The 18,150-nt window shown below is 65.2% G+C and carries 20 protein-coding genes; all 20 read right to left on the bottom strand.

Annotated elements, in window-relative coordinates; translation table 11 throughout:
* Positions 1–15 precede the first annotated feature (15 nt).
* The 20 genes from dhaM to hpt all read right to left on the bottom strand — a co-directional run bounded on the left by dhaM (position 16) and on the right by hpt (position 18,143).
* Positions 16–738: a dihydroxyacetone kinase phosphoryl donor subunit DhaM gene (gene dhaM / locus LOC59_RS14680; protein WP_229972775.1), complete on the bottom strand. Its 723-nt coding sequence runs from the start codon at positions 736–738 to the stop codon at positions 16–18.
* Positions 735–1,376 carry a dihydroxyacetone kinase subunit DhaL gene (dhaL, locus tag LOC59_RS14675; protein ID WP_227896526.1) on the bottom strand — a complete coding sequence of 214 codons (642 nt, stop codon included), beginning with the start codon at positions 1,374–1,376 and terminating at the stop codon, positions 735–737. Before dhaL ends, dhaM begins: the two co-directional genes overlap by 4 nt.
* Positions 1,377–1,378: 2 nt before the next feature.
* Positions 1,379–2,380 carry a dihydroxyacetone kinase subunit DhaK gene (gene dhaK, locus LOC59_RS14670; RefSeq protein WP_227896525.1) on the bottom strand — a complete coding sequence of 334 codons (1,002 nt, stop codon included), beginning with the start codon at positions 2,378–2,380 and terminating at the stop codon, positions 1,379–1,381.
* A gap of 232 nt (positions 2,381–2,612) precedes the next feature.
* Positions 2,613–2,789, bottom strand: coding sequence for a CsbD family protein (locus tag LOC59_RS14665; RefSeq protein WP_227896524.1), 177 nt, complete (start codon positions 2,787–2,789; stop codon positions 2,613–2,615).
* Between the two features lie 129 nt (positions 2,790–2,918).
* The gene (locus tag LOC59_RS14660; RefSeq protein ID WP_227896523.1) at positions 2,919–3,449 is read right to left on the bottom strand and encodes an amino-acid N-acetyltransferase; all 531 of its coding nucleotides are present in this window, start codon (positions 3,447–3,449) and stop codon (positions 2,919–2,921) included.
* A gap of 102 nt (positions 3,450–3,551) precedes the next feature.
* Positions 3,552–6,074, bottom strand: a complete 2,523-nt coding sequence (locus tag LOC59_RS14655) for an ATP-dependent Clp protease ATP-binding subunit (RefSeq protein WP_227896522.1) — start codon at positions 6,072–6,074, stop codon at positions 3,552–3,554.
* 94 nt (positions 6,075–6,168) lie between these two features.
* On the bottom strand, positions 6,169–6,495 hold the full coding sequence (locus LOC59_RS14650; protein WP_227896521.1) for a histone-like nucleoid-structuring protein Lsr2: 327 nt from the start codon (positions 6,493–6,495) through the stop codon (positions 6,169–6,171).
* Between the two features lie 112 nt (positions 6,496–6,607).
* The gene (locus LOC59_RS14645) at positions 6,608–6,796 is read right to left on the bottom strand and encodes a hypothetical protein (RefSeq protein ID WP_227896520.1); all 189 of its coding nucleotides are present in this window, start codon (positions 6,794–6,796) and stop codon (positions 6,608–6,610) included.
* Between the two features lie 3 nt (positions 6,797–6,799).
* The gene (gene lysS / locus LOC59_RS14640; RefSeq protein ID WP_227896590.1) at positions 6,800–8,254 is read right to left on the bottom strand and encodes a lysine--tRNA ligase; all 1,455 of its coding nucleotides are present in this window, start codon (positions 8,252–8,254) and stop codon (positions 6,800–6,802) included.
* Positions 8,255–8,363: 109 nt separating this feature from the next.
* Positions 8,364–9,254, bottom strand: coding sequence for a pantoate--beta-alanine ligase (gene panC / locus LOC59_RS14635; RefSeq protein ID WP_227896519.1), 891 nt, complete (start codon positions 9,252–9,254; stop codon positions 8,364–8,366).
* Entirely contained in the window at positions 9,251–10,159 is a 909-nt protein-coding gene (locus LOC59_RS14630) for a Rossmann-like and DUF2520 domain-containing protein (protein ID WP_227896518.1), read from the bottom strand. Before LOC59_RS14630 ends, panC begins: the two co-directional genes overlap by 4 nt.
* The gene (locus LOC59_RS14625; protein WP_229972773.1) at positions 10,146–11,762 is read right to left on the bottom strand and encodes a PH domain-containing protein; all 1,617 of its coding nucleotides are present in this window, start codon (positions 11,760–11,762) and stop codon (positions 10,146–10,148) included. Before LOC59_RS14625 ends, LOC59_RS14630 begins: the two co-directional genes overlap by 14 nt.
* Positions 11,759–12,271, bottom strand: a complete 513-nt coding sequence (locus LOC59_RS14620) for a PH domain-containing protein (protein ID WP_227896516.1) — start codon at positions 12,269–12,271, stop codon at positions 11,759–11,761. The genes LOC59_RS14625 and LOC59_RS14620 overlap by 4 nt, the downstream gene beginning before the upstream one ends.
* Positions 12,264–12,755, bottom strand: coding sequence for a DUF3180 domain-containing protein (locus LOC59_RS14615; protein ID WP_227896515.1), 492 nt, complete (start codon positions 12,753–12,755; stop codon positions 12,264–12,266). Before LOC59_RS14615 ends, LOC59_RS14620 begins: the two co-directional genes overlap by 8 nt.
* Positions 12,756–12,763: 8 nt before the next feature.
* The gene (gene folK, locus LOC59_RS14610; protein ID WP_227896514.1) at positions 12,764–13,258 is read right to left on the bottom strand and encodes a 2-amino-4-hydroxy-6-hydroxymethyldihydropteridine diphosphokinase; all 495 of its coding nucleotides are present in this window, start codon (positions 13,256–13,258) and stop codon (positions 12,764–12,766) included.
* The gene (gene folB, locus LOC59_RS14605) at positions 13,255–13,632 is read right to left on the bottom strand and encodes a dihydroneopterin aldolase (protein WP_227896513.1); all 378 of its coding nucleotides are present in this window, start codon (positions 13,630–13,632) and stop codon (positions 13,255–13,257) included. Before folB ends, folK begins: the two co-directional genes overlap by 4 nt.
* 3 nt (positions 13,633–13,635) lie before the next feature.
* On the bottom strand, positions 13,636–14,541 hold the full coding sequence (gene folP / locus LOC59_RS14600; RefSeq protein WP_227896512.1) for a dihydropteroate synthase: 906 nt from the start codon (positions 14,539–14,541) through the stop codon (positions 13,636–13,638).
* Between the two features lie 9 nt (positions 14,542–14,550).
* Entirely contained in the window at positions 14,551–15,168 is a 618-nt protein-coding gene (gene folE, locus LOC59_RS14595; protein WP_229972771.1) for a GTP cyclohydrolase I FolE, read from the bottom strand.
* A gap of 72 nt (positions 15,169–15,240) precedes the next feature.
* Entirely contained in the window at positions 15,241–17,310 is a 2,070-nt protein-coding gene (gene ftsH, locus LOC59_RS14590) for an ATP-dependent zinc metalloprotease FtsH (RefSeq protein WP_229972769.1), read from the bottom strand.
* Positions 17,311–17,591: 281 nt separating this feature from the next.
* A complete protein-coding gene (hpt, locus tag LOC59_RS14585; RefSeq protein ID WP_229972762.1) occupies positions 17,592–18,143 on the bottom strand; it encodes a hypoxanthine phosphoribosyltransferase in 552 nt (183 codons plus the stop codon).
* Positions 18,144–18,150 lie beyond the last annotated feature (7 nt).

Here is an 18,150-nt window from a genome sequence, read left to right as displayed (position 1 = left end):
CTAAATCTCGGCTTCCTAGATCTCGCCGAACCCGTTGCGGACCTCGAGTCCGAGCATCTCGATGGCCCGCTCGGCGTCCGGCCCGTGCGCCGAAACCGTCAGGGTGTCCCCCGCTTTCAGCCCCAGCGTCATCAGCATCATCACGGATTTAGCGTCCACGCCGTTGATGGTGATCTCTGCGTCCAGGTCGGCCATCGCCTGCGCCACGGCCGCTGCCGGCCGTGCATGCAGGCCCATCGGGTTGATCAGTTCCCAGGAGGCTTCCTGCACCCCGGTGTCGTCCTGGTCTATGTCGTCCAGCGTGTCGGCAGGCGCCTGACTGCTGTCCTTCGGCGGGGCGGCCGCTGCCCCGGCCATGGAGGCCGCTGTGGCCTCTGCATCCCGGATCACGGTTTCCAGCGGCTGGCCGGTCTGGGCAGCCACCGCTGCCGCCACCGCACCTTCGACCAGCGGAGCGTCAGCCAGGCGCACCCTCTCCGACTGCTCGGGATCCAGGAACTCCAGGGCCATTTCCGTGGTCATGACCGCAGACCCCAGGTCCGCCAGGATGGCGGCCCCTGCACCGCCGTCGGCCCGGGCTATGCCTGCCGTGATCTTCTCCAGGCTGGTGCCAATCCCGCCGTCATCCGTTCCGCCCGCAGCAATGATCGCCACATCGGGCGCCATCTGTCCGGCAAGGTCGCAGACGCCCTCAGCGAGCTTCTCGCTGTGGGAGACGATGACCAGTCCTACCTTCATGCCTGCTCCCCCGCCGCACGGGCAGCGGCCTTGAGGATGAGCGCAGTCGAGGCGGCACCGGGATCAAGGTGCCCGGCGCTGCGCTCACCCAGATAGCTTGCCCGGCCTTTCCGGGCGATGAGCGGTTCGGTGCCCGCCAGCCCCGCCTCGGCCGCGTTGGCAGCTGCATCCAAGGCCTCCGGGCCGCTGGCCTCTGCTGAGGCGGCTGTCTGCGCAGCTTCCACCGCCGGAGAGAAAGCATCCACCATGGTCTTATCCCCGGGCTCGGCCTTCCCCCGGCTCACGATGCCGTCGCGCGCCGCTGCAAGGAAAGCTGCGACGTCGTCCGCGGTCAGGGCGTCCTTCCCGGCCACAGCCGCAGCTCCGCGCAGGAACGCCGTGCCGTAGAGCGGCCCGGCGGCGCCGCCCACTTTGGACATGAGCGTCATCGCGGCAGTCTTGAAGACGTCCGAGGGCGTGGCCGGCACGCCGTCAGCGTCGAGCTTCTCGACGATGGCACTGAATCCCCGGTCCATGTTCTCGCCGTGGTCGGCGTCGCCGATCGCGCGGTCAAGGTCGATCAGCCGCTGCCGGTTGTCCGAGAGGGACACAGCCGCGTCCCGCATCCATGCTGCAGCCCACTGGGCATCGAGTTCCATTCCTACACCCCCCACCGCAGGGCCGCGGTATGAACCGGAGAGTCCCACAGATCGATCATGTCGTCGTCGAGTTTCAGCACCGTCACCGACGCGCCCTGCATTTCCAGGGCCGTGATGTAGTTGCCCACCAGGGACCGCTCAACATGGATGCCCCGGTCCGCCAGGACCTTGGCTGCATGCCGGTACACGATGTAGAGCTCACTCAGCGGAGTGCCGCCCATTCCGTTGACGAAGAGCAGCACACGCTCACCCGAGCCTGTACCTAGATCTGAGAGAACCGGTTCGAGGAGCTGGTCCGTGATGGCGTCAGCAGCGGCCATCGGCATGCGACGGCGGCCGGGCTCGCCGTGGATGCCCACCCCCAGTTCGATTTCGTCCTCGGCCAGTTCAAAGCTTGGCTCACCGGCGTGCGGAACCGTGCAGGCGCTCAGGGCGACTCCCATGGACCGCACGTTGGCGTTGACGCGTTCGGCAATGGCCGCCACTGAGTCCAGCGAGTCTCCGCGTTCCGCCGCCGCACCCGCAATGCGCTCCAGCAGCACAGTGCCGCCAACCCCGCGCCGTCCGGCGGTATAGAGCGAATCCTCCACCGCGACGTCGTCGTTGACCACCACCGTGCGGACCTGAATGTCCTCCATCTGGGCCAGTTCTGCTGCCGTCTCGAAATTCAGGATGTCCCCGGTGTAGTTCTTGACGATCAGCAGGACGCCCGCGCCGGAGTCTGTCCCCGTGATGGCGGGGAGGATCTGGTCCGGTGTGGGGGACGTGAAGACGGCCCCGGGCACGGCGCCGTCCAGCATGCCTTTGCCGACATACCCGGCATGGAGCGGTTCATGGCCGCTGCCGCCGCCGGAAACGAGGGCAACCTTGCCGTGCACGGGAGCATCGGCGCGCAGGACATAGGCAGGATCTGCGTGCACCTTCACGATGTCGCCGTGGGCCTGCGCGAAACCCTCCAGGGATTCAGCGACCACCGAGCGGGGATCATTGATGAGTTTCTTCATTGTCCGAACTCTCCTTTGCCCACAAAACGGGGTAAGACCGGGACCGGCATCCACGCTGGCCCACGCCCGCTGACTGAGAGCCACACTACCGCTCTGCAGGGACGCTGCACAGGCTTGGAAACTTCCCCCGGACGCACTGAAGGAAGGGCGTTACGCCCTTCCTTCAGTGTTCCCCGGCCAGCAGCGACAACAGCGACCGGGAGCGTCGGCGGGAGGTTATCCCGAGAGCGGGCTACTTGCCCTTGAAAGCGTCCTTGACGTGTTCGCCGGCCTGCTTCATGTTCGCCTTGGTCTGGTCCCCCTGGCCTTCAGCCTCCATGCTGCGGTCGCCGGTGACTTTGCCAAGGCCTTCCTTGACCTTGCCGCCGATTTCTTCGCCCTTGTTCTGCATCTTGTCGTCTGCGCCCATAAGAGGTACCCGCTTTCTGATCGGCAGGCTGTCCTTCCGGATAAGGAATGACCGCCTGCATTTGTGATGCTAAGTATGCTTAGCTTAGCGGTTTGAGGGTAGTGCGGCCACTTATCAAGCTCAGTTCTTCTATGCGCGAACAGTGCGGATCATGCGCGTATTACCGAGGGTATTCGGCTTCACCCGGGCCAGGTCGAGGAATTCCGCCACACCTTCGTCGTGGGAGCGCAGGAGTTCCGAATACACCTCGGGATCCACGGCGGACTGGTTTTCCATCACGACAAAGCCATGGCGCTTAAAGAAGTCAACTTCAAAGGTGAGGCAGAAAACCCGCGTGACACCAATTTCCGCGGCGTCCGAAAGCAGCTGTTCAAGAAGGATGTGCCCGACTCCGCGCCCGCGCCAGCCGGGGTGCGTTGCCAGCGTCCGGACCTCGGCCAGGTCCTCCCACATCACATGCAGGGCACCGCAGCCCACGACGTTGCCTGCAGGGTCCTCCGCGATCCGGAATTCCTGGAGCCCTTCGTAGTACGCCACCGCTTCTTTCGCGATCAGCACCCGCTCCTCGGCCAGCGGCGCCACCATTTCGCGGATCTTAGCGACGTCCGAGGTGCGGGCTCGGCGGACGGTGACCTGTGCTGTCTGTGCGGTAAGCGTCATTTGTTCAGTCTAGGACTTCTGCAACGGACTCCCTTGCGGGCGGGCAGGGAGGAAGACACAAAGAAGCCCCCGGAATCCCGGGGGCTTCTTTGCTTTAGTGCTCTAGTTTGCGTTGCCTGCGTCGCCCACACCGGCTTCAATGGCCGAGGGGGCCTCTTCGATGGCGCGGGGGGCTCCGTGTCCGGTGAAGGTGAACGTTGCTTCGTCTCCCTCGCCTTCCACGTCGACCGAAACCAGTTCGCCGGGCTTCAGGTCCCCAAAGAGGATCTTCTCGGAGAGCTGGTCCTCAATCTCGCGCTGCATGGTGCGGCGCAGCGGCCGGGCACCCATGGCGGGATCGTAGCCGCGCGTTGCGAGCAGAACCTTGGCAGCCGGGGTGAGCTCGATGCTCATGCCCTTTTCTGCCAGGCGCTTGCCCAGGCGCTCCAGGAACAGGTCCACAATCTGGACGATCTCTTCCTGGGTCAGCTGCGGGAAGACCACGGTGTCATCGACACGGTTGAGGAACTCGGGGCGGAAGTGCTGTCGCAGCTCTTCCGTAACCCGGGCACGCATCCGGTCGTAGCCGGTCTTCGTGTCGGTGCCGGACTGGAAGCCGGTCATGACGCCCTTGGAAATGTCCTTGGTGCCAAGGTTGGTCGTCATGATGATGATGGTGTTCTTGAAGTCCACCACCCGGCCCTGCGAGTCGGTCAGGCGGCCGTCTTCCAGGATCTGCAGCAGCGAGTTGAAGAGATCAGCGTGTGCCTTCTCCACCTCGTCGAACAGGACCACGGAGAACGGACGGCGGCGTACCTTCTCGGTCAGCTGCCCGCCTTCTTCGTAACCGACGTATCCGGGAGGAGCACCGAACAGCCGCGAGACCGTGTGCTTCTCGGAGTACTCGGACATGTCCAGCGTGATGAGTGCCTCTTCGTCTCCGAAGAGGAACTCAGCCAGTGCCTTGGCCAGCTCGGTCTTACCGACGCCGGTGGGACCGGCGAAGATGAACGAGCCGCCCGGGCGCTTCGGATCCTTCAGGCCGGCACGCGTACGGCGCATGGCCTGCGAGATCGACTTGATGGCCTGGTCCTGGCCGATGACCCGCTTGTGCAGCTCATCTTCCATCTTGAGCAGCCGCGTGGATTCTTCTTCGTTCAGCTTAACCACGGGGATGCCGGTGGAGTTGGCGAGAACCTCTGCGATCAGCTCCTCGTCCACCTCGGCGATGTCATCCAGGCCGCCGGACTTCCACTGGCGCTCCTTCTCCGCACGCTGGTCCTGGAGCTTCTGCTCCTTGTCCCGCAGCGAGGCAGCGCCCTCGAAGTCCTGCGCGTCGATCGCGGATTCCTTCTCCATCTTCAGAGCGGAGATGCGCTCGTCGATTTCCTTCAGCTCAGGCGGAGCCGTCATGCGGCGGATGCGCAGCCGGGCACCGGCCTCATCGATCAGATCGATGGCCTTGTCCGGCAGGAAGCGGTCGCTGATGTAGCGCTCGGCGAGGGTCGCTGCCGAAGCCAGTGCGGCATCCGTGATGGAGACGCGGTGGTGGGCTTCGTAGCGGTCACGCAGGCCCTTGAGGATTTCGATCGCGTGGGCAACAGACGGCTCGTTGACCTGGATCGGCTGGAAGCGGCGCTCAAGCGCTGCATCCTTCTCGATGTGCTTGCGGTACTCGTCGAGCGTGGTGGCACCAATGGTCTGCAGCTCACCGCGGGCCAGCATCGGCTTCAGGATAGAGGCTGCGTCGATGGCGCCTTCTGCGGCGCCTGCGCCCACAAGGGTGTGGATCTCATCGATGAAGAGGATGATGTCGCCGCGGGTACGGATTTCCTTGAGGACCTTCTTCAGGCGTTCCTCGAAGTCACCGCGGTAACGGGAACCGGCCACCAGTGAACCGAGGTCCAGGGTGTAGAGCTGCTTGTCCTTAATGGTCTCAGGGACATCACCGCGGACGATCGACTGCGCGAGGCCTTCGACGACGGCCGTCTTGCCGACGCCCGGCTCACCGATCAGGACGGGGTTGTTCTTCGTGCGGCGCGAAAGCACCTGCATTACCCGTTCCATCTCGTGCTCGCGCCCGATGACCGGATCAAGCTTTCCTTCACGCGCCGCCTGGGTGAGGTTGCGGCCGAACTGGTCCAGGACCACCGAGCCTGCCGGCTGGCCTTCGGCCTGCTGGCCGCCGGCCGAGACGGGCTCCTTGCCCTGGTAGCCGGAGAGCAGCTGGATGACCTGCTGGCGGACGCGGTTCAGGTCGGCCCCGAGCTTGACGAGGACCTGCGCCGCAACGCCTTCGCCTTCACGGATGAGGCCGAGCAGGATGTGCTCGGTGCCGATGTAGTTGTGCCCAAGCTGCAGGGCTTCCCGCAGCGAGAGCTCAAGTACCTTCTTGGCCCGCGGGGTGAAGGGGATGTGGCCGGACGGAGCCTGCTGGCCCTGGCCGATGATCTCCTGCACCTGTTCGCGCACAGCACCCAGGGAAATACTCAGGGATTCAAGGGCCTTAGCGGCTACGCCTTCGCCCTCATGAATGAGTCCAAGCAGGATGTGCTCGGTCCCGATGTAGTTGTGGTTGAGCATGCGGGCCTCTTCTTGGGCAAGCACGACAACGCGACGGGCACGGTCGGTAAATCTTTCAAACATGAGGCACACTCCTAGCTAACGCGTAATTCGATGCTACGGCGCACGGCCCGGGTTAAGGGCCGTGTTCGCCATGGGCGTGACCTCTGGGGGGCAGTTAGCCCTGGGCTGCGCGGTAAGCCTCGATGATCTCGCTGTTGACGCGGCCGCGCTCCGAAACGGTGTAGCCGTTGCTGCGTGCCCATTCCCGGATCTGTGCGGCTTCGTTGCTCCGGGATGCGCCGGTGCCGCGGGGACGGCCTGTGCGTCCTCCGGTCTTGCGTCCGGCATCAACATAAGGCTTCAAAGCAGCCCGCAGGTTCTTCGCATTGTCAGTCGAGAGGTCAATCTCGTACTGTGACCCATCCAGGCCGAAACGCACGGTTTCATCCGCACTTCCACCGTCAACATCATCAACCAGAATGATTTTTACCTTTTGCGCCATGTCAGGCTCCTATGCAGTACAAGCGGCGAATGTCGTTAAAATAACGGGACCGCTTTCGAGTATGGCGCAATTGGCAATGTCTCGTCAAAGCCGGGGAGGTAATTTTTTACTTTTATTGTTTATCTGCTCCGTCGGCAGCATCATTCTTGGGTTCCGCTGCCAGCTGGGCCTGCTCGGCTTCACGTTCCGCTTCCGCAAGTGCTTTTCGCTCGGAGCGGTCCGCGTTCAGTACTGCCTTCATGACGAAATAAAAGAGAGCTGCAACACAAATTGACGGCAGCAGGACTTCGACGTATTCCATCTTCTAACCCATTTCCGGCTTGAGCAGGGGGAACAGAATTGTTTCCCTGATTCCTGCGTTCGTGAAAAGCATCACCAAGCGGTCGATGCCGAGGCCGATGCCGCCCATGGGCGGAGCGCCGTACTCGAGTGCGCGGAGGAAGTCCTCATCCAGTGCCATAGCCTCATCATCGCCGGCGGCAGCGCGGCGGGACTGTTCAGTCAGGCGCTCACGCTGGATGACCGGGTCGATCAGCTCGGAGAAGGCAGTTCCCCGCTCCATACCGCCGATGATCAGGTCCCAGGCTTCGATCAGGCGGGGGTCCTCCCGGTGCGGGCGGGCCAGCGGCTGCGCCGACGGAGGGTAGTCGTACACAAAAGTCGGCTGCAGCAGTGTGGGCTCAACGATCTCACCAAAGAGCTCGATGACCAGCTTCTCGGCGTCCCACTTGGGGTCGACCTTCACGCCGCGCTCTTCGGCGATGCGGCGCAGGGTCGCAGCGTCCGTGTCCGGAGTGATCTCCTCCCCCACAGCCTCGGACAGGCCGGGGTAGACGGAGAGCCAGCGCCACTCACCGTCCAGGTCGATCACGCCTTCGGCAGTCTCGATCTGCCGGCTTCCAGCCGCATCCGCGGCGTTAAGGATGATCTCCTTGATCCGGTCCGCCATCACATACTGGTCGGCGTAGGCCTCGTAGCACTCCAGGGTGGTGAATTCTGGGCTGTGAGTGGAATCCACACCTTCATTGCGGAAGATCCGGCCCAGCTCGTAAACGCGCTCGATCCCGCCGACGACGGCGCGCTTGAGGTAGAGCTCGGTGGCGATGCGCAGGGTCATCGGCTGGTCGAACGCGTTGAGGTGTGTTTCGAACGGCCGTGCGGCCGCACCGCCGTGGATGAGCTGGAGCATCGGGGTCTCGACCTCGACGTAGCCGTGGTCATGCAGGGTGTCGCGGACGGCACGGATAATCGACGCCCGCTTGTAGACCATCTCCCGGGCTTCGTCACGGACCATCAGGTCCACGTACCGCTGGCGGACACGGGTTTCCTCGTTCAGGCCGGCGTGCAGCACGGGGAGCGGCCGGAGGGCCTTGGAGGCCATGGACCAGGACTCCGCCATCACAGACAGCTCCCCGCGGCGGGAAGAAATCACTTCGCCGCGGATGAAGACGTGGTCACCCAGGTCTACGGTGGCTTTCCAGTCAGCCAGGGCTTCTTCGCCGATCGAGGCCAGCGAGAGCATGGCCTGCAGGCGCGTGCCGTCGCCTTCCTGAAGGGTCGCGAAGCATAGTTTTCCGGTGTTGCGGATGAACACCACGCGGCCGGAGACGCCGACAGTTTCGCCGCTGGCCTCGTCTGCCTGCAGGTGCCCGAACTTTTCCCGGACCTCGCGCAGCGAGTGCGTTCGTGCGACTCCTACGGGATAGGCTTCGTCACCGCGCTCGAGCAGCTTGGCGCGCTTTTCAGCGCGGATGCGCATCTGCTCGGAGGTGTCTGCTGCTTCGGGAACGGGATTAGAGGAGGTCACGGTCCTTAAGTCTACCCAGCCGTGCGCGCTGCGCCGGACCCGCAGCGGGCAGCCCCGGTCCTTAGCCGCTAAGTTCCGCGTTGTCGATCAGGCGGATACTGCCCACACGGGCCGCGACCAACGCCAGCGCCGGGCCGGAAAGGGTGTCCGAGGGGCCGGCCGGCAGTGCTGCGAGGGTAAGCGGATCCACGACCTCGAAATAGTCGAGTTCGACGCCGCCGCGTGAAGTGATGAGTTCGACGGCGGCAGGCAGGTCCAGCGGCCGGCCCGCGGCTGCGCGTTCCTGCAGCTGGAAAAGCGCCTGCGAAAGCACCAGGGCGTCTTTGCGCTGTTCCGGGCCCAGGAAAACGTTGCGGCTGGACTCTGCCAGTCCGTCTTCGGCCCGGACAATCGGGACGGGAAAGACCTGCACGGGGAAGTTCAAATCAGCGACCATGCGCCGGATGAGGGCTACCTGCTGCGCGTCTTTCTGCCCGAAGTAGGCCCGGTACTCCGCCGGGACCGCCGGCTGGGCGCAGTGCAGCAGTTTCGCGACGACGGTGAGGACGCCGTCGAAATGGCCGGGCCGGAAGGCTCCTTCAAACCGGTTCCCCAGGTCCCCGGAACTGACCCGGACCAGGGGCGCCCCTCCGGGGTACATGGTTTCTTCGGCCGGCGCGAAGACGATGTCCACGCCCGCCTCCCCCAGCAGCGCGAGGTCCGCTTCCAGGGTCCGTGGGTAGCGGGCCAGGTCATCGGGATCGTCAAACTGGAGCGGGTTCACGAAGATGCTGGCGACGACTACGTCATTGTCTGCGCGGGCGGCCTGCGCCAGGGCTGCGTGCCCCTGGTGCAGGGCTCCCATGGTGGGAACCAGTCCGAGCGCGGGCCGGTCCTTGCCGGTCGCCTCGAGGAGTTCCGTGATTGCCTTGCTGAGCTCTGCTGGGGTTGTTGCCAGCCGGGGGTGGTTCACCGGGGTCCTTCGGGTTGGGAATTCAATACTTCTATGATGGCCTCTCCCTGGGCCTCGGTAAGAAGTCCGCGGGCAACAGCCCGCCGGGCGGTTGCGGTGGAGAGCGCCTGGTAGGCGGCGGCAAGGTCCGGAGCAGCGCCGGAGCGCAGGGCAGCCGAGTGCGCGGCTACGGTTCCAGTGTCTCCGCGGGCTACGGGACCGGTCAGTGCATGTTCCCCGGACGCCAGAGCGTTCTCCAGCGACGCGCGCATCAACGGTCCGAGCAGCCGTTCGGGCTGTTCCACGCCGAGGCCCCGCAGGAGTTCCGAGGACTGCGCGGCGATGGTCACCAGATGGTTCGAGGCGTGGGCCAGGGCTGCGTGGTACTGCACCCTGTCGGCTTCATCGATGACCACGGGCTCGGCACCCATTTCCACGACCAGGGCCTGGGCGATGGGCAGCACAGCGGTCGGAGCGGTCACGCCGAAGGAGCAGTCCGCCAGGCGGGTGAGGTCCAGGCTCATGCCGGTAAACGTCATGGCCGGGTGGATCGCCAGCGGAATCGCTCCGGCCTGCCGTGCCGGTTCCAGGACTGCCGTGCCGAAGCGTCCGGACGTGTGTGCCACGAGTTGGCCTGCCTGCCAGGCACCAGTTGCGGCGAGGCCGGAGACCAACGGCTCCAGGGCGTCGTCGGGCACGGCAAGCAGCACGAGTTCCGCGCGCTCAACAATGTCTGGAATCTCCAGGATGGGAACACCCGGCAGGAGGTTCTCCGCCCGTTCCTTGCTCGCATCAGAAACGGCCGAAACGCCTACTATGGCGTGCTCGGCCGCCCGCAGTGCGGCTCCCAGGACGGCGCCGACCTTGCCTGCGCCGATGACGCCGATTCCCAGCCGTCCGCGCCGGCGCTGATCAGCGGTGTTCATTCCAGTTTTCCTCCATCTGTGGTGCGGGATGCGCTGCCTCGCCAGGCTGCTCCGCTTCCGCCGGTGCTGCGGGTCCTGCGGGTGCTGTCGGTGCTGCCGGAGTCGGCAGCCCAGCTCCGGGACCTGCCGGTCCGGTTGCCGTTTCGCGGTGCAGCCAGCGTTCGGTGCGGTCCCGGCGGCGGGCATCGGCTGCCCGTACAGACTGCTCACTGAAGAGCTCCAGCAGCACGGAGTCCTCCAGCTGGCGGATCCGCGGGGAAACGGGCCCTGGCGTCGAATGCAGGCGCAGGTCTGCGATCCGCAGTTTCCGGGCCAGCGGGCCCTGTTCCAGTGCCATGGACTGGATGCGTTCATGCGGCACGACGGCGAGGCTGCGCCAGAGCCGGCCGCTTCGGCTGAGCAGGGCTGTCTCGGTTAGGGCATAGCCGCTGCGCCGCCACTGCAGGGGTGCAACCCAGCGGGCGCGGCGGGGTGAAACCGTAAAGCCGTAGTCCTCCCCGCTGCCCTGGATCCCGGCGGTGAAGAGTCCCACCGGGTCCGCGGTTCCGGGGTTCGGCAGCACCAGGGCGAGGATTCGAAGTGTTTCATCGAGGGTTCCCACCGGCAGGAGGCGGGTCCGGGCGGCGTCGTTCCCGGCCGCGGCGCCGTATCCGGCCACGTTAATCGAGATCCGGTACCAGCCGGTCAGGCGCCAGAGCAGGGGCTGGTTGACGGCCACCGCCTGGATGCGTCCCGGTGGAACAGTCTGGGTGCGGGTATCCAGGAGTCCGTAGCGGATCCGGACTCCATCACGGGAGATCGCTGCGCGGAAGTTCCAGGCACCGCTCAACGTCGACCAGTAACCGCCGGCGACGGCCAGCCCCACCGGGATGAGGGCCGCCAGGGAAATGCCTTCCCCGGTCAGGGCAGTGACGACGGCTATGGCCGCTGCCGCGACGAGCAGAAAGACGGTATTTCCGGACAGGAGCGTGGCGCCGATAACCCGTCCCGGGGTCAGCGCCAGGACCGGCTGTTCCGGAGCTTCCGAGGGCATGCCGGGCTCACCGGGCGCGGCTTCGGAAGGCTCGGCGCCGGACGCACGGTCAAGGATGGTTGCCCGCAGGGCGCGGGCGTCGTCCAGGCGCAGGAAGGCCAGCCGGACGGCTGACTCACCGGCGTCCGCAACCTCGAACCGGAGTTCGGCCAGCCCGAAAAGCCGGGCAAGCAGCGGCTGGCTGATGTCGATGGCCTGCACCCGGTCCAGGCGTGCCTGCCGGTGCTGGCGGAAGAGCACGCCGGACCTGACCCGCACATGTTCGGCCGTGACCTGGTAGCGGGTGAACCACCAGGAGAGGAAGAAGACGACCGAAATGACCACAAGGACGGCGATGAGGGCCAGGACACCCCAGAGAAGGGGGGTTCCCGGAGGCAGCGGCCCGGAGGACTCCTCCCGCAGGAAAAGTCCTTCGACCTGGTCGCGGCCCACGAAATAGGCAATGGCCGCCAGTGCGATCCAACCGCGGACCAGCGGAGAGACAGGGTGGACCCGCTTCCATTCGGCTCCGGGACCCGGTGCGGGCAGCTCCTGGCCGTCCGAAGCGCCGGGGTCCTCCGGGGAAGTCACAGTCCCGCCAGCTGCGCCTCGCCGCGCGCGGAGAGGTGCTCGCGCAGCCGGGCGCCTTCAGGGCCGGGGATGCCGGGGATGGTGGCGTTGGTACCCGTGGACGCAGTGTGCAGCTTCAGCGTGCAGAGCCCAAAGAGCCGCTCGAGGGGTCCCACGGCGACGTCGACGTACTGCATCCGCCCATAGGGCACCACCAGAGTGCGCTGGAAGAAGATTCCGGAGCGCAGCAGCAGGTCCTCGTTCCGTTCCGCGTACCCAATGGCGCGGACCTGGCGGGGCAGCAGGACGCCGCGCCACACGAAACCGGCCAGGAACACGGCGGGGAGTCCCCAGGCGATCCAGGCGGGGAAGCCGCCCCAGATGTCCAGGCTGCGCAGCACCAGGGGAACACTGAACACGGCCAGCGTGATGACGGCTTCTATCGCGAGGGAGAGCAGGCGCAGGGTCAGGTAGCGCGGTGATACCCGCTGCCACTGCAGTCCCTCCGGATCAATTGCTTGGCTATGCATACTCTCCCCCGCCGTCAGGCATATTGTCTTCTCGGCCGTCCTTGTCCTCGGGCGGCAGCTTGCAGAACCGTTCAACCACCAGTCCTGTGGCGATCATGACCATCCCGCCGGCTGACATGGCAAGCGAAGCCCACGTCGGCGCGTGGTTTGGCCGCATCTCCCAGAGGCCAAGCTGGTCCAGGAAGATTCCTCCGTGCCATCCCAGCAGCAACGCTCCGGCATAGGCCGTGGCCTGCGCCAGCACCAGCGTGCGGGCTGCGGCTATGGGGTCAAGCGGTTTCTCGCGGTCACCGTCCCGCCAGCGCCGCACGCGCAGGCCCAGGAAGAGGGTGAATCCCACGATGAAAGCCAGCGTGAGCAGGGCGGAAAAACCCAGGACCGGTGAAGGGAAGCCGTTGCGTGTGGCCCAGGCATTGACCTGCCAGCCGGCGATTCCACAGACCACCGCTACGACTGCCAGCCAGCGGTACCGAATGGTCCTCACGTTTGGGTTCACTCCCCCTCGAAAAGCTCTACTCCGGAATGGTCCTGCGCCCGGCTGGCCAATTCTGCCACCGGTTCCCCTTCCAGCACCGCGTCCGGATCCATCCACGCCCATGGCTGCAGCACAAAAGCCCGCTCTGCCGCCCTTGGGTGCGGAATCACCAGGTCGTCGTCGTTAACATGCTCGGTGCCGTACGTGATGATGTCGACGTCGAGCGTCCGGGGACCCCAGCGCACCTCTCGGGTGCGCTGGTGCAGGTTTTCCACCTGGTGACAGTGCTCAAGGAGCTGGTGCGGGTCCAGCGTTGTCTCGAAGGCCGCAACAAGGTTCAGGTAGTCGGGCTGCTCGGGTCCGCCCACCGGCTTGGTGCGCGCCACGGGGGAAACTGCCACAAGCTTCATGGCCGGATGGTCCGCGAGGGCGGCGACGGCGTCGGAGAGGGTGGTGCGGGATTCGCCCAGGTTGCTGCCCAGCGCCAGCACGGTCCGCACTGCTGCGCTCATGCCCGTTCCCGGTGGATGAGGATCTCGACGTCGCCAAAGGGAACCGTGATCGGAGCGTGGGGCTTGTGAACGGTAACGTCCACCGCGTCGATCACCGGAAAGGCCTCCAGGACATGGGATGCAATGCGTTCGGCAAGCGTCTCGATCAGGTTTACCGGATCACCCGCAATGATGGCGCAGACCTGCTCCGCCAGTTCGCCGTAATGCGCTGTCAGGGTGAGGTCGTCTGCGGCGGCCGCCGGACGAAGATCCGTGTGCAGCACCAGGTCAACGGTGAACTCCTGGCCGTCGCGCCGTTCGTGGTCGAAGACTCCGTGGAAGCCCGTTGCCTTCAGCCCGGTGAGCCGGATCCGGTCGCGGAGCGCGTCGGCCACGGGTTAGCCCTGCCAGGCTGCGGCGACTTTGACGGCGTCCGCGTTGGCTGCGACGTCGTGAACCCGGACAGCCCAGACGCCCTGGCTGGCGGCCAGGGCAGTGGTTGCCAGGGTCGCGTTGTCCCGCTCGGCCGGCTTCGCGGCCTTGCCTGCCGTTGTCAGCAGGGAGCCCAGGAAACGCTTGCGTGAGGCTCCGATGAGCACGCGGTGGCCCAGCAGGGTAAGGCGGTCCACGTTTCGCAGCAGTGCCCAGTCGTGTTCGGCGTTCTTTGCGAAGCCAAGTCCCGGATCCAGGATGATCTGCTCCGGAGTGACGCCGGCGTCGTAGAACGTATCGCGCAGTGTGGTGAGCTCAGCGATGACGTCCTCGACCACGTCGCCGTAGTCCGCCTTCGGATCCTGGCTGCGAACGCTTCCGCGGCTGTGCATCAGGACGTAGGGAACCTTCGTGCGCGCAATCAGTTCCGGCATCTCCGGGTCGAGCTGCAGGCCGGAAACGTCGTTGATCAGTCCGGCTCCGGCTTCAATGGCCTTTGCGGCGGTGGAGGCGTTCATGGTGTCGACGCTGATCAGCGCACCGGCTTTCACCAGCGCCTGGACAACGGGCAGGATCCGCCGCTGTTCTTCCTCGGGGCTGATCCGCTCGGCATCCGGACGGGTGGATTCCCCGCCGATGTCGATGATGTCAGCGCCGTCGTAGTGCATTTTGAGTCCCGCGCGGATCGCCGCGTCAGTGGTGGCGTGGTCTCCGCCGTCGCTGAAGGAATCCGGGGTCACGTTCAGGATCCCCATCACCAGGGTCCGTCCCGTGGGCAGGTCCTCGAAGCGGCGCTGCTTCGCAGCGGGGCGAATCACCGGCAACGGGTTGGTGGCAGGCCCGGTTCCGGGAGTGGCGGCTAGCGAATCCATGGAGTCGTCCTATCGTCCGAGTATCAGGCTCATTGCTTCAGCACGCGTGGCGGTCTCGCGCAGCTGGCCGCGCACGGCCGAGGTTACCGTTTTGGCCCCCGGCTTCCGCACTCCACGCATGGACATGCACAGGTGTTCACATTCAATGACGACGATCGCTCCGACGGGCTGCAGGTTGTCCATCAGGGCGTCAACAATCTGGGTGGTGAGCCGTTCCTGGACCTGCGGGCGCCGGGCGTAGACGTCCACCAGCCGGGCGAGCTTGCTCAGCCCGGTGACCTTGCCGTCGTGGGAAGGGATGTAGCCGATGTGCGCAGAACCGTGGAAGGGAACCAGGTGATGCTCGCAGGTGGAGTAGAACGGGATGTCCTTGACCAGCACCATTTCCTCATGGTCCAGGTCGAAAGTGGTGGCGAGCAGGTCCGTTGGGCTCTGGTGCAGCCCGGCGAAGATCTCCGCGTAGGACTTGGCCACCCGGGACGGCGTCTGCTTGAGGCCGTCGCGGTCCGGATCCTCTCCAATGGCAAGGAGAATTTCGCGCACCGCCCGCTCAATGCGGGGCTGGTCCACTTCTGAGGCGGCCTCATTCAACTCGGCCAAAGTCAGTTCGTCGTCGAAATCCGTCACTGCACGATCCTACCGTGGACGCTGAAGGTACCCTGACGGCCGGAGCAGGTGCCCCGGCCGTCAGTTCTTGCGCTATTCGCTGCGGTTGGAGGAGCCGGTATGACTGCCCCGCCCGCTGTTCTCGGGCTCGGGAAGCCCGTTCGCGGAAACATCGAAGTCCTGCGGAATTTCGGCGTCCGCAATCTGGTCCTGCGGGGCCACGGTGTCCGGGTCGGGTTCGCCGGCGGCCGCCGCCTGTTCCCGTTCGCGCGGAGAGACCACCGGGGGAATGTCATGCACCGGACGGGTGGGCTTGGAGAGCCAGACTTCCCGGAGGTCACGCTTGCGGACGTCCTTGAAGACCTCCGCGATCTCGGCCTGGTTCAGGGTCTCGCGCTCGAGCAGTTCCAGGGCCAGACGGTCCAGCACATCCCGGTTCTCGGTAAGGATCTGGTACGCCTCGTCGTGGGCGTTATCCAGCAGCCGGCGGACTTCTTCATCCACCACGTAGGCAACCTGGTCGGAGTAGTTGCGTTCCTGGCCCATGTCCCGGCCCAGGAACGGTTCCCCGCCGCCGGAGCCAAGCTTCACGGAGCCGATCCGCTCGCTCATGCCGTACTGCGTGACCATCTTGCGGGCCGTGGAGGTGGCCTTTTCGATGTCATTGGACGCGCCGGTGGAGGGATCGTGGAACACGATTTCTTCGGCGACGCGCCCGCCCATGGCGTAGGCCAGCTGGTCCAGCAGCTCGTTTCGGGTGATCGAGTACTTGTCATCCTGCGGCAGCACCATGGTGTAGCCCAGTGCCCGGCCGCGGGGCAGGATGGTTACCTTGGTGACCGGATCGGTGTTCCGCAGCGCCGCGGCTACCAGTGCGTGTCCGCCTTCGTGGTACGCGGTGATCTTGCGCTCGAGTTCCTTCATCACGCGGCTGCGCTTCTGCGGCCCGGCGATCACCCGGTCGATTGCCTCGTCCAGGGCGCGGTCGTCAATCAGCTGCGCATTGGAACGCGCAGTGAGCAGGGCAGCTTCGTTGAGCACATTGGCAAGGTCCGCGCCGGTGAAACCGGGGGTCTTCTTCGCCACGGTTTCCAGGTCGACGCCCGGAGCCATGGGCTTGCCCTTCGCGTGGACCTGGAGGATGTGCAGGCGGCCCTGCATGTCCGGGGCTTCCACGCCGATCTGCCGGTCGAAGCGGCCCGGGCGCAGCAGCGCCGGGTCCAGGACGTCCGGGCGGTTGGTGGCGGCGATCAGGATGACGTTGGTGTTGCCGTCAAAACCGTCCATCTCCACCAGCAGCTGGTTCAGGGTCTGCTCGCGTTCGTCGTTGCCGCCGCCCACGCCGGCACCGCGGTGACGTCCGACGGCGTCGATCTCATCAACGAAGATGATTGCCGGCGCGTTGTTCTTGGCCTGCTCGAAGAGGTCGCGGACGCGGGAGGCGCCCACGCCGACGAACATTTCCACGAAGTCCGAACCGGAGATCGAGTAGAACGGAACACCCGCCTCGCCGGCCACGGCGCGGGCCAGCAGGGTCTTGCCGGTGCCTGGAGGGCCGTAGAGCAGGACACCCTTGGGGATCTTCGCCCCGACAGCCTGGAACTTGGCCGGTTCCTTCAGGAATTCCTTGATTTCGTGGAGTTCCTCCACGGCTTCATCCGCCCCGGCGACGTCGGCGAACGTCACCTGCGGCATGTCCTTGTTGGTCAGCTTGGCCTTGGACTTGCCGAACTGCATGACCTTGGACCCGCCGCCCTGCATACGGGTAAGCAGGAACCAGAAGATAACGCCGAGGATGATGATGGGCAGGAAGAGTCCAAGGAAGCTCGTGAACCAGTTGGTCTGGACCGGCTGGTCGGTGAAGCCGTCGACGTCGGAGTCGTTCACCGCCTTGACGATGTCCTCGCCGCGGGCCGTACCGAAGAAGAACTGGACGTTTTCGCCCTTGTCTTCATAAGGCTCGCGAAGGGTCAGGTCCACGCGCTGTTCGCCGTCGTAGATCTTTGCCTGTTCCACCTTGTTGTCAGCCAGCAGCTGCAGGCCTACGTTCGTGTCAACCTGGGAAGCGCCGGAGGGGGCAAGGTTGGGAAGGATGATCAGCAGTGCGGCAAGAGCCAGCACAATCCAAATGATCGGTCCCTTGAAGAAGTTCTTAGATTTCATTCGTCGTCAGGGCCAAAGCCCCGTCCCTCCTGATCAACAACGCTTGTCTTGCGCGAGAATTTGCTGCCCCTGGCACCGTCTTGATGGCTGCAGCAATGTCTAGCTATACACCGTCTCCCCAAAAGACACGGTCGGAAAGATGCTTTAGTTCCCTCAGGGCGTAGCCGCCGGCCGTGATTCCGCTCATGCCGGCGGGAACAAAAAACCCGCCGTCCCCCGCTGCGCGGCCCCCAAAGGGGAATCGGCACCAGGGGCGGCGGGTCAGGGCACCTGCGTGCAGGTTACTCGTAGACGTGCGGAGCCAGGGTGCCGATGAAGTCCAGGTTGCGGTACTTCTCAGCGAAGTCCAGGCCGTAGCCAACCACGAATTCGTTCGGGATTTCGTAGCCGACGTACTTCACGTCGATTTCGACCTTGGCAGCATCGGGCTTGCGCAGCAGGGTGCAGATTTCCACGCTTGCCGGTCCGCGGGACTGCAGGTTGGTCCGCAGCCAGGACAGCGTGAGGCCGGAATCGATGATGTCTTCGACGATGAGGACGTGCTTGCCCAGCAGGTCGGTCTCCAGGTCCTTCAGGATCCGGACGACGCCGGAGGACTGGGTGCCGGAGCCGTAGGAGGACACTGCCATCCAGTCCATGGAGACGTGGCTGTGCAGGGCGCGTGAGAGGTCCGCCATGACCATGACGGCGCCTTTCAGGACGCCAACCAGCAGGACATCGCGTCCGGCGTAGTCGCGGTCAATCTCCGCCGCCAGCTCCTTGATCCGATCGGCAATCTGTTCCTTGGTGTAAAGAACGTGTTTGAGGTCTGACTGGACGTCGTGTGAATCCACGAATGGC

The organism is Arthrobacter sp. zg-Y916 (genome assembly GCF_020907385.1).
GTDB lineage: Bacteria > Actinomycetota > Actinomycetes > Actinomycetales > Micrococcaceae > Arthrobacter_B > Arthrobacter_B caoxuetaonis.
Note: the sequence above shows the minus strand (reverse complement) of the source record. Positions and strands in the feature narration are given on the sequence as shown.